General features: G+C 54.7%; 8 protein-coding genes and 2 pseudogenes. 2 read left to right on the top strand and 8 right to left on the bottom strand.

Annotation, left to right across the window (positions count from 1 at the left end; translation table 11 throughout):
* Nucleotides 1–16: 16 nt before the first annotated feature.
* The 6 genes from IHQ43_RS13760 to IHQ43_RS13735 form a co-directional block, all read right to left on the bottom strand.
* The gene (locus tag IHQ43_RS13760) at nt 17–601 is read right to left on the bottom strand and encodes a fimbrial protein (RefSeq protein ID WP_244142269.1); all 585 of its coding nucleotides are present in this window, start codon (nt 599–601) and stop codon (nt 17–19) included.
* A 121-nt stretch (nt 602–722) separates the two neighbouring features.
* Entirely contained in the window at nt 723–1,370 is a 648-nt protein-coding gene (locus IHQ43_RS13755) for a response regulator (protein WP_192564810.1), read from the bottom strand.
* A gap of 26 nt (nt 1,371–1,396) precedes the next feature.
* Nucleotides 1,397–4,606 (bottom strand): hybrid sensor histidine kinase/response regulator, encoded by a 3,210-nt coding sequence (locus tag IHQ43_RS13750; RefSeq protein ID WP_192564809.1) that lies wholly within the window; start codon nt 4,604–4,606, stop codon nt 1,397–1,399.
* A gap of 74 nt (nt 4,607–4,680) precedes the next feature.
* Nucleotides 4,681–5,868, bottom strand: a complete 1,188-nt coding sequence (gene pvrR / locus IHQ43_RS13745; RefSeq protein WP_192564808.1) for a response regulator cyclic di-GMP phosphodiesterase PvrR — start codon at nt 5,866–5,868, stop codon at nt 4,681–4,683.
* Nucleotides 5,855–8,677: an ATP-binding protein gene (locus IHQ43_RS13740; protein ID WP_192564807.1), complete on the bottom strand. Its 2,823-nt coding sequence runs from the start codon at nt 8,675–8,677 to the stop codon at nt 5,855–5,857. Before IHQ43_RS13740 ends, pvrR begins: the two co-directional genes overlap by 14 nt.
* 54 nt (nt 8,678–8,731) lie before the next feature.
* Complete coding sequence (locus IHQ43_RS13735) at nt 8,732–9,709, bottom strand: fimbrial protein (RefSeq protein ID WP_244142268.1); 978 nt, start codon at nt 9,707–9,709, stop codon at nt 8,732–8,734.
* Between the two features lie 212 nt (nt 9,710–9,921).
* Here IHQ43_RS13735 and IHQ43_RS13730 point away from each other — a divergent pair, with 212 nt between their 5' ends.
* Nucleotides 9,922–10,302, top strand: a complete 381-nt coding sequence (locus IHQ43_RS13730; protein ID WP_192564806.1) for a type 1 fimbrial protein — start codon at nt 9,922–9,924, stop codon at nt 10,300–10,302.
* A 79-nt stretch (nt 10,303–10,381) separates the two neighbouring features.
* Here IHQ43_RS13730 and IHQ43_RS29580 read toward each other — a convergent pair.
* Together IHQ43_RS29580 and IHQ43_RS13725 are read right to left on the bottom strand one after the other, a co-directional pair.
* A pseudogene (locus IHQ43_RS29580) lies at nt 10,382–10,519 on the bottom strand (terminase small subunit); the annotation flags it as partial.
* 487 nt (nt 10,520–11,006) lie between these two features.
* Nucleotides 11,007–11,105, bottom strand: a pseudogene (locus IHQ43_RS13725) (phage holin family protein); the annotation flags it as partial.
* 180 nt (nt 11,106–11,285) lie between these two features.
* On the opposite strand from IHQ43_RS13725, the gene IHQ43_RS13720 reads away from it, so the two are divergent.
* Nucleotides 11,286–11,753: a hypothetical protein gene (locus tag IHQ43_RS13720; RefSeq protein WP_192564805.1), complete on the top strand. Its 468-nt coding sequence runs from the start codon at nt 11,286–11,288 to the stop codon at nt 11,751–11,753.
* Nucleotides 11,754–11,875: the final 122 nt, after the last annotated feature.

Below are 11,875 nucleotides of genomic sequence, written 5' to 3'. Positions count from 1 at the left end.
CGTTAATTCCCGGTGATTATTCGTATTGCAGGGTGAACGGCAGGGTGGCGTCAGCGCGACCGGCGATTGCGGTGCCCGCAGCACCAGTGGTGACATAGGCAGCGGAGAATTTCAGCGTACTGCTGCCATCTTGCAGGGTATCTTCGATTTTTGCCGTGGCGGGAGAGCTTAGATCGATCTGATTGTTGTTGGCATCGAACAGCGCAATACCAACGTTTTTCGCAGCACCTAGACCACCGATCACATTAAGCACCTTGGTTCCTTCAACGATGCCAGAACCGGCACCCTTTTTAGGTTCGAAGATCATCGACACTTTGGTGCCCGCGTTGCAGCTGATTTTCATGCCGAAGTTTTCGGCGCTCAGTTTGCCAGAGCCCGTCGGAGACGCAGCAGTTCCCATATCCTTGATCGAGACATCACCCATCGCAACCGAGATGGTCTTGTTCAAATCAGCGCCATCAACGGAGCATGCATCGTTGTTGATGATGCCAGTGAAGTTGATGGTGCCGGTGCCGGCTTTAGTTGGCGGTTCTGCTGCTAAAGCGCTGCCAGCAGATACAGACAATGCCAAGGTTAATAGAGCCAGAGGTAGCGTGTTCATTCTGATTACCATTGTTTGGGTTGAAGGTTCTAAGTGGTGCAGAAGCACGATATAGATCCCACCCATACAGGAACATCAGACGATTCTTAAAGGAGGACAGACAGTGGAATACAGATAAGCACTAGCTGAAAAGTTTGCGCTCAAAGCAGTAAGTCAATAAATCCTGATCACTGTTAACTTCCAGTTTACGCATCGCAGACTTTTTTTGCGTACTGATAGTCTTGGCACTTCTACTCTGGTTCCGAGCTATATCACTGACACTTTGTCCAGACACGAACAGACGTAATATTTCGTGTTCTTTAGGGGACAGGCTGGCGAACCGATCGTCCAAAACAGCGTTGGACTCCATCACTGAGCTGGAGACAGGTCGGGCACTTTGGAACGGATTGCCTCTGGCGATGGCCTTGAGGGCAACTTGAATTTCGTTGTGCAGCTGACTTTTCTGAATGACCCCGACAACGCCCAGTTCATGCAGCCGGGTCAGGATCAAGGGGCTGGAGATCATAGTCAGGACCAGGACTTTCACTGTCGGGAAATGCCGTTTCAGATACTCCACAAGCTTGAGACCATCGCCGTAAGGAGAGTCCGCAGGCATGTTGAAATCGGTGATCACCAGATCGACAGAATGACGTTCAAGCAGGTTGATCAGCTCGTTGGAGCAGACGGCCTCCCCCACCACACAAAAGCGTTCGTCACGTTCAATCAGCTCACGAACCCCGAGCAGCACAATGGGATGATCGTCAGCGATGACAACGTGTAATTTTTTCATGTCAGTTTTCCACAGTAAAATCGAGGTTATTCAAGACTATTCAACAAAGCATTCAGCCGATCAAGTTGAGTGTTGACCTCCAGAATCAGGGTCGGCGTGATCGAGCCCGCCATCAGTCGAGACTCCAGTTCGGCAAAGGCAATGGCCATGGAGCCAGCCTGTACGGCGCCCAAAGCCCCGGCCATGCTGTGCAGTTGTCTTGCAACGGTGTTGCTGTCACCACTGTCCAGCGCTGCAAGCGTAGTCTGCCTGTCCTGTTTCATCGTACAGATGAACAGCTCGCGCATTTTCGGTGAGAGCTGCACCGAGTCAGCGGGGACCTCATGCGCAAGGCTGTCATCGGCGACCGAGGCATTCGGGGATACTGGCTTCACGCAGCATTCCAACAATTTCGTTCGCAAGGTTTTCAGATTCAGCGGTTTGACCATCCAGGCGTTCATACCCACTGCGGCGCAGCGTTCACCCTCCTCGCGCAGAGCGTTGGCGGTCACTCCGATAATGGGTAGATTCACATCATGTTGGCGCAGGGTCGCAGCAAATTCATAGCCATTCATGATGGGCATGTTGATGTCGCTCAGTACCAGATCGAACAGACCGGGCGACCACTGTGCAAGGGCCTGTTCGCCGTTACCCGCAAGTACTACCGAACAACCCAGGGCTTCCAGCTGTTCCTTTATGATCTGTGAATTGATCGGGTTGTCTTCGGCCACCAGAATGTGCAAGTTCAGGCTTCGGCTTTTTCCCGGCAGCACCTGCCGGTCAGACTCGTCGACACCCTGATCCGCCAGGTAGATGCTCCAGGCAATAGCACGAACATCATAGGCGTCGACGTTCCAGCCACTGCCCAAATACTCCGGAGGATTATGCCCGTCAGCAGTGGCAATGATACTTGCTCCCAGCCAGGGTAGTTCGTTGCCGGACGGCAGCATGTCCACCAGCAATGTCGACGGCTCCGCATGCAGCAGATCAGGGCTGAGTGAGCGCGCCTCTATACCCAGCCGGTTGAGCCAGGCGCAGAGATGGTGCGTCAACTCCTGGACTGGCGCCCGAACATACACAGCCGACGCTCCCGGCTTGAACTCAGGACAATCGGCCAGTTCCCCCGGCACATTCTCAAGTGACAATTGCAAAGAAAAGCTGCTGCCCAGACCCGGTTCGCTGACCACTTTCAACTGCCCTGCCATCAGCTCACACAGCCACCGGCAAATCGCCAGGCCCAACCCCGCTCCGGAGCCGTTGACGCCATCGCGAACCTGATAGAAAGGATTGAATAGTTGCGCCTGCTGAGTCTGGGAGATACCGCTCCCCGTGTCGCTGACTTGCCATTGCAGACTGACGTGTGAGCCATCGGTTTGCAGCACCCGAACCCGCAGCACTACCCGGCCATAGTCGGTGAACTTGATGGCGTTGCTTAGCAGATTATTGAGAATCTGCCGGATGCGTTGCGGATCACCCCGCACACGGTTCGGCAGCGTTGCGTCGATACAGGCATAGAGTTGCAAACCCTTGGTTTGGGCGAATGCGCTGTAGGTACGCAGGGTGTCTTCCGTCAGCTCCAGTGGGCAGAACTCCTGAGACTCGATGATCATCTGTCCTGACTCGATCTTCGACACATCCAGCACGTCGCTGATCAATTGGAACAAAGTCGCGGAAGAGCGTTGGATCGTGTGCAGGTAAGCCTGTTGACGCGGCTCAAGCTCGGTCAGGCCCAGCAACTCGAGGGTGCCGAGTACGCCGTACAGCGGTGTACGAATTTCATGGCTCATGGTGGCCAAAAAGAGTGTCTTGGCCTCGTTGGCCGAGTCGGCCGCCCGGCGTGCTTCTTCAAGGGCTGCTGCGTCCTCGATATGCCGGGTCACATCATGAAAGACGCAGAGCCAGGCATCCTGGCCTTGATAACGAGTGGAAACAAACGCGACATGCAAATGGCGCCCATCAACCTCGAGTTCAGCCTGGCCAGGCTCGGTGAGCCCGTGCTGTTGGCTGAGGGCGCTGATCACTTGGGTAGTGTCTTGCCATTGCTGGGCACGTTGGTTTTCCAGTAACACTTTATGGTCGCTGCAGCGCACCACATACAGGCCGGCTGGCGCGGTGTCGATCACGGCACGGTTGAACGCTTCACTTTCGGCGATGCTCAGGTGGGCCTGATGTGCAGGGAGTACGACTCTGCTTTTATACCAGCGATTGAATGCCCATCCGCAACCCAGTCCGGTCAGGACTAGCGCAGCCAGGCAGAGCAACGGCCACAAGGCGTAATCCAAAAAACTTTTGAAGCTGATGGTGTAGATCGCCGTCCATGGATGCTCATCATGGCTGGTCAGTTTAAAGACCAGGCCGTCACGGTTGAAATTCGTGCCGTCCTGCAACATACGTTGCGGGTCGAATGCGCCAACCAATACCTTACCGGACGGCGAAATCAGGGTGAATTGGTCGTAGATCGACCACTGCATGATTCGCTCAATGTTGTTGACCTGAGAAAGGTTCAGCAAGGTCGCGAGCGCTACCCGAGGGCTGGCGCCTTGAATATTCAACGTGCTCGAAGCGAGATCAATATTGATGTAGGCAACGAGTGTCGGCGCCATCACATCATCAGTTGCTGCACTGTACAGATTCCAATGAACCTGATTGTCCAGCGACTGATCATGCAGTTGCTTCCTGACCTGCGCCACGACATCGCCAAATATGCCGCCCTGAATCTGCCCATCACGGCGTATGTGCCCGGTGGCCGGTACCGTGATATCGAAGTTGTCCGGGACGTTGAACAGAAAAACCTGCGGTGACTGATAGTGTGACGCGGACCAGAAAGCGCTGTAGTAATCGCTCAGGTGTGCGGCCAAGGCAAATACTTTTGGCTGTTCGCCGACCGCGATTTTATCGGAGGCGATTTTCACGCTGAAAGGCATCGAAAACGAAAACTGCCGACCTTCATAAACATCCGGTCCTTGATCAGGCAGGTTTTTTTGCTGAAACAAAGGCGAAACCCGGGCGTCCAGGACAGGGCCTTTGGCGCTGTACCGCTGGACGGCCTTGAGGAAAGCTTCCTGTTCGCGGATGTTTTCCATCAACCGGGCAAAATGAAAGCCCATGGTGTCGCGCTGCTCTTCCAGCGTGCGCTGTATGCCCAGGTAGCTGATACCGATTAAAATCAATACCAGCGCGCCGAGCACTATGAACCCCTTGTTCAGACGCAGGGAGCTACTGGCCAGTTTCTCCAGTAAAGCGTTGGGATGATTCATCGCACAGCTCCGCCGGCGACGAGCCTATAGCCGTTGGACACAATGACCTCAAAAGCAAGAGACGTTAGGGTGGATCAGTACATGTTTGCCGGACCATCATGGCTCAACAACTGCTGGAACTGATCCGGGGAGACCGCATGGGAGATCAGGAAACCCTGGACCTGAGTGCAGTCGATCTTACGCAACAGAGCAAGTTCTTGCGCGGTTTCGACACCCTCAGCCACCACGGTCAATCCTAACTGTCGCCCCAGGCCGACAATACTGGTCAAAGCTTGCGCCAGCTCTTCGTTGTCATTACAGCCCTGTACGAGTGACCGATCAATCTTCAATTCGGTAAACGGCGCTGACACCAAGTTCATGTAGGAGCTGTAGCCCTTACCAAAATCATCCTGTGACAGACCAAAGCCTTTGATCCGCAAACGACAGGCTCCAGCGTAAAAGTTGCTTATATCGTCTGGGACCGAGCACTCCATCAACTCGAAGCAAATCCTCCCTGGAATGCCTTCATGCCTGAGGACAAACTCTAGAATTCGGTCAGGCAAGTCGTGCCTGTTGAGCAGGTGCGTGGGCAAGTTGATCGACACAGGAATGTCATAACCCTGCTGGCGCCATTGGGCCTGGGCCTCTATTGCCTGTTCCAGAACCAGCCATAACAGGCGCTCTTCCAGATCAAACGAAATGAGTGCGGGCAGAAACATCCCCGGCAGGAGCACGCCGTACTCGGGGTGAACCCAGCGAATCAGCGCTTCAGCAGCGACGATACGTGCATTGACCAAGGCTTTCTTGGGTTGAAACCAGGCTTGTAATTCACCGTTATCCAACGCATCAAGGATTGCTTGACGGTCAATACCGGCCAGGGGCAAAGGCTGAGCGATCTGTCGTAGTCCCTGCAATTGATCGATCAGACAGCGCAGGGCAACAGCATTCACCGGTTTAGAGATCAATCCTATGACCTTCACTTGCAGGTTGCTGGCCACCAGGCTTGCCCCCATCAGCATTCGGCGCGAAGCTGCACTCATGATCGCCAGCACTGGCCGCGAACGTAACGCCGCCAGCCCCTGAATGAATTGCACGCCATCCATGCCGGGCATCAGCAGGTCGGTGAGTACCAGATCGAAATCGCGCCGTTTCAAGCAGTCCAGCGCTTCTTCGCCGTCGCAAGCAGACTCCAGATAGAAATCCCCCAGTTCACTGAACAGATGCTGCAAGTACAACTGCTGGAAGGGATGGTCTTCGACTATCAAAATGTTACACGGCTTCATGGGCTGCTCGTTCATAAGGAGCCAGGTAATTAAACAAGGCTCGCAACGTAAAAGGTTTGACCAGGCAGTGATTCATGCCGGCCGCTAGACACAACGCTTCCTCTCCATGCATGGCGTTGGCTGTCGCGCCAATGATCGGCGTAGTACAACCCTGGCGACGCAGCTCACGGGCCAATTCGTAACCGTTGAGTCTCGGCATGTTCACATCGCTAAGGACAATGTCGAATGGTGTGCTGCGCCAGAGCGCTAACGCCTCTTCACCGTCGCAAGTCAGCTCCACGGTGCATCCAAGCTCCTCAAGTTGGTCGCGCAGGATCAGCTGATTGATCACGTTGTCTTCGGCTACCAGGATGTGCAGATTAAGTTTGTGCAGGTCGCGCTGGTCTATCCGCGCCTGAGGCTTGGCCATACGCAATCCCTGGGCCCGGCTCACTGCCTGATAAATCGCGAACAGATCATTGAAGTTGACCTTCCAGCCACCGCACATTGCCTGCGGCTCGTTGGAACCATCGCTGGTGGCCAGCACCAACGGGCCACCCCATTCGCGCACCAAGCGCTGTTCGAGGATGCCGGGGTGCAGCTCGATCAACACGCACTCCTGACCAAAATGCTGGTGCGCCGGACACCCGATTTGCGGGCGGGCACCCCAGCGCCGCAACCAGCCGCTGATGGCCTCGGCCACCTCACGGATCGGCGAGACTACGTAAACCACTTCGGGCAACAGACCTGTCATGGTTGTCGAAAGTGAGCCGATCGTTGGTTCTTCCAGTGGCAAGGTCAGGGAAAAACTGCTTCCCAAACCCAGTTCGCTGACCAAGCGGATATTGCCGTTCATCAGGTTTGTCAAACGCAGGCAAATAGGCAGGCCAAGGCCTGTACCGGCGATTACATTGGTGTTGCCTCCGGTCTGGTAGAACGGTTCAAAAATGAATGGCTGATCGTCATGAGCGATGCCCTTGCCGGTGTCCGAGACCTGCCATTGCAGACTGGCGCGTTCGCCATCGCGGCTGAGCAACTTGACCCGCAACACTACCCTCCCTGAGTCAGTGAACTTGACGGCGTTGCTCAACAGATTGTTGAGGATTTGACGAATGCGACTGACGTCACCGATAACTCGATCCGGCAACTGCGGGTCCAGGCAGGCATACAGCTGCAGGCCCTTGCTCTGGGCCGCCGCCGCATATCCCTGAATCACTTCTCGTACCAGTTCCAGTGCAGAAAACTCGCTCAACTCCAAAGCCAGTTGCCCAGCCTCGATTTTCGACACATCCAGCACATCGCAGATCAACTGCAGCAATGTCGCCGAGGAGCCTTCGATGGCCTGGAGATAATTTTTTTGCTGGGCGTCCAGATTGGTGCGCGCCAGCAATTCCAAGGTACCCAGCACGCCATATAACGGAGTGCGAATTTCATGGCTCATGGTCGCCAGAAACAAGGTCTTGGCTTCGTTGGCTGCATCGGCCAACTGCCGGGCCTCATCCAGTGCAACTTCGATTTCAGTGCGTGCACTGATGTCGCTGAAGGCACAGAGCAAGACGTCTTCGCCTTTGTAACGGGTGGGCGCGCAACTCAGATAAAGGTGCCTGCCTTCACTGGTTTCGAAGTAGTCGCTCAGGCTGGGCTCGAGCGTATCGAAGGCTTGGCGGATCCAGCCAGGGCACAAATGTTCGCGCTCGCCCCCCTGCCCTAGCCAATGTTGGGACAGCGTATTTTCCAGCACCACCTGACCGTCGGTGCGCCGCAATACGCACAGTGCTACCGGTGCAGTCTGGATAACGTCGCGACTGAACCGCTCACTTTCGATCAGGGCCTGAATCCGCATGATTGCAGGGTTGATGAAGCGGCGCTCCAAACGATAGGTCAACAGCCACACCAGGCTGATGCTGAACAGGCAAAACAACAGCGCGGCACCCAATTGCGGCCACAGCCCCAACAGCACGGCGCGCAAGTCGAGGGAGTACGCGAGTTGCCGATCTGAAGACTTCAACTGCTTGCGCAACACGATGTGGTCGGGCAGCCAGCCGTCGCCGACAAAGCCAAAGAAATCTTGCTGCTGAAGGTCTGGCAGATTCTGACCTGAATGCGGATTGCGGCTGTTGCTGAAAAGCGGCATGCCTTGAGCGTTGAACATCGTGAACTCGCCTGCGCTGTGATCGCTCAAGGCTCTGGAGACTTCCCGATCATCCATTTCCAGGCCCAACCAACCCGAGTTCATATCGCGTTCGTCCAGACGAATGAATATGTACAGCTGTGAATGCCCTGCCGACTTATGCGTCAGCCACAACTCTCGCAGGGCAAGGCCGTTGTCACGCTTAAGAACTTGAAGTTCATTCAGCATGGTTTCGGAGAAATCCCCAACTGCCGGCGTAGCGTTATAAAGGCGCGACACCGTGGTCTCGATATCACTGCCGACGTAGATCAGGTTGACCTGTTGCGCTTTCAAATAATCGCGCATGCGCTGGGTTAGCCAGATGCTCCATTGCGTGCCGGGCGTATCGCCCAGCAGCAGATGAATTTCTTCGTCGGACGCTGCCGTTTCGGCCTGCCCGTCGTAGCGCGTGGCTGACAAGCCGAGGCTTTCGAGCAGCGCTTCACGGGTAGTGAAAAAGGTATGGGCTTCGGCAATCGCACTGCTCATATAGCCGCGCCGCTGGGAGACTTCATTGTTGAAGGTGAACAGCAGAAAGTTATAAACGCCGCCGAGGATACCGACCAGCAGCACCAAGGCAAAAATACGCAGCAATCGCCGCGCCGCGTCGGGCGTGGAAAGGATCGGATTGAACTGGTGGAGATACGTTTTCAGTTTCATACCGCCACTTTAGGTGGGGCAGAAAGCAGGAAAAATCAGACGATCCTTAGTTTGTTACAGATAATTCATGATGAACGTGACGTCGGTATCGGCAGTGCCGGCTTCAAGTTCGCTATCGGCCAAGCGGATGTAAGAGGCGGATAAAGGAATTTTGAAGTCTGTGCCCGTTGGGTTGAAACCGCTGAACGGGTAAGGAGTGTCCAGGGCGATGGGCTCTCCTGCCTCGTTCATCAGCTGTAAGCCGATGCCTTTGGCTGATGATCCGGAACTCAGTGAAACAATGCCCTTTTGCTGATCAATCACCGGTGTATTGGCTTTGAGCTGATAGGTCACTTTCTGGATGCCACGCTGGCACTCCTTCAACGCGATGTTGTACTTGATCATTCGAGGGGTATAGCCACTCTTTTCGAACTCGTTCAGCTGATAGTCCACGCCCATTTGGACGGACACTGCAGGGGTCTGGCAGGAGGCAGTATTCAGGTTGATTGGATTGACCAGGTTGTACGTGACAAGCAGCAATTCGCCGGCCTTGAATTGGCCCAATTCGCCAGCGTCGACCCTGCTCTGCAATGACAGTTCGGCGGACTTGAAAATTTGAAGCGTGTGCGCGCCACTGCCGGTTGACCAAAGATCACCGAGACTGCTGGGGCGAGAGATGGGCGGTGACAAGTCCCCGAGAGAGACACTTCGCTTTACACGGAAAGAGAGTCCGGTCTTGCCCAGAGGATAAGTATTGCCGGAAGGTACACCGAGCGCTGGCGTCATGTAAAATCCGTAAAGATGCCATGACTCGCATTTATACCAAACTCCTTCTAGTTGAAGAGTTTCCTCGTATATGACTGTACCTATGGGGGCGTCCTGGGGGATCGCCAGGCTGTCAGCGGTCAAACGGGCTCCGAAATTCAGGGTGACCGCTTTGCCACTCCAATAACTGCAATTCGCAGCCATTGCGCCGGGGCCGTAGGCAAACGCCATCACACAAGCGATTTTAAGCACGGCGCACATTAGTGTTTGTTTGTTAGAAAAAATCATGCTGACAGCGATACCTGGAGATAATGGGCCCCGTACCTTAGCGACCGTGAAAAGCGGCGAACATCAGGCAATTCTTAGTTTGTCAGCAGCCTCATTCTGACGGATGAGCCCTGATACGCCGTTGGCAACTTCAGGAAATAAACATTCCTTAAAAACTCAAGATCCCAGCCAGACCTGTCGATGCAGTCCTTACAACCCTAAGGAGCATCACCATGAACGGTAAACGTGTGTCGGTCGGTATCAGCCTGTTCTTCGCGCTGAGCGGTGCGTGCCTGGCAGCAACGCCGTCAGGCCAGGGCGTCATCCAGTTTCACGGCAGTATTGTCGAATCGGGTTGTAGCTCCCATGTGGGGACTCGTTCGACGTTTGAGTTCACCGGTTGCCCGAACAAGGTCAGCGGCGACTCGGTCAGTGTGCGTAGCGTTGCACCGGTTCCCTCGGTCAGCGCGCTCGATCATTCGCGAGTAGACGTGAAGTTGGTCGTGGCCGGGAATAAGGATGGCCGTTACTACGATCAGCAATACGCCCTGGTTGATGCCGCCGGCAAACCGCTGAACTCAGGCGCTTATCTGATTACGTTGACTTCGCCTTGAAGTGAATTGCAGAAAACGATCAATACCGAGCCGACAGCCGATGTACTCAAATATGGCGACAAAGTCCGCTTCCTCAACGGTTAGTCGACTCGGATTGGGCTGAAACGTGGCTGTACACATCACGCTGAAGCCGCTCCTGATGGTGGCGAGCAGCAACGGCGGCCTTGCTAGAGTCGGCGGTATCGCGGATCAGCGCTTCAGTGGCCAATACGTCGATAAGCTGGAAGGCCTCCTACTGACAACATCCCGCGGGTTTCCGACCCCGTGTCCTTTGAAAGTCCTCAGGGTCCCCGGCGCTTTTTGGCAGTCCCAGCGAAAGTAGCGGTCGCTATCGACAAGTGTTTCGTTCGATGACCGGGCCAACAAGCAGCCTTATCGAAAATTGCCGCATACCGTTGAACCGTTAAGTCTCTGGAAAGCTCGCAAAGCATTGCAGCCTCATGTTGCAGCAAGCCGATTATTTCGACGACGCTGCTGGCCTCCGCAGCGGTGAGTTTGCGGAGAATGCTTAACAGGTCAGCAGCGCAGTTTTCATTCACCGACGCGGACTCAACCAGTCTCAGCTGTAAATTCTGAATGTCACGCAGAGACTTCATATGCTTGTCCTTAGTCATGCGAGTTAACGATTGTTTAACTCCCGATTTTCAGGGCACGTAGGAATCCTTCCTATCAGACTGATCCTAAAGTCATGCATGAAACCTCCCAATGCAGGCACCTGACCGAAGTGCGAGGCGCCGCAGTAACGCCCAGCCTCGTGCCCCACCCTTGTCGACGCGCCACATCTCGCCCGACACACCGCCAATGCTCACCGCCGAATGGAGTCTTCCGAGAACGTCGGGAAAATCATTTTGACGATGCAGCCTGAGGACTTGCTTTGAGCCTGGCCAAATCGGGATGAAGACACCTCCTGAAAAAATCAGCAAGACGATTTTGCTACTATCGCGCTATAGCCCAATTGCACGAAGTAAACCTCAGGTAATTACATGTTCGACAGAAGCGATTTCGATCAACTATCGAGTGAACAGCAGATTTGTAGTGCTGCACGAAGTGAATGTCGCGGTCTCTACTACGTCACCTATCCAAACGACGCCTTTCGATTTTCTGAGTCGCAGGAGACCATCAGAATAACTCGCGCACCCAAACGGCATGGTGAAAACGGACTGCAATTCTGGCTCCAGGCGGAGTACCTGGATTGGCGACCTGAAAGTGACAGCCGTTTCCCACAATACATATCCGACGCCAAGTTCGAGACAATCCCGGAAGCTTTTTTCAATCAGATGATTGTGGATCGGACGATTGATTTGATTGCTCCGCTCAAGCAACCGCTGCATGAGCGGACAGGTTTTGTCGGAGCGTTGTTGATGTACTCAATGAAGACGGATTTCATCGTTTCACTGTTCGCGGAGTATGACGACGAGTACATCCATTTCCATTGGTACACGATTTCATAAGCTCTGCCACCAAGGGCTGAACGCGGACGTTTCCGGGATCCGGAAGTTTTGCCCCTTGCCCACGCATGCCAGCCCAAACTATCACGCCAGGCTGTTCACTTGCGCGCGCAAAGAGGCCCGCC

It is taken from the genome of Pseudomonas gozinkensis, from assembly GCF_014863585.1.
GTDB classification, from domain to species: Bacteria; Pseudomonadota; Gammaproteobacteria; order Pseudomonadales; family Pseudomonadaceae; genus Aquipseudomonas; species Aquipseudomonas gozinkensis.
Note: the sequence above shows the minus strand (reverse complement) of the source record. Positions and strands in the feature narration are given on the sequence as shown.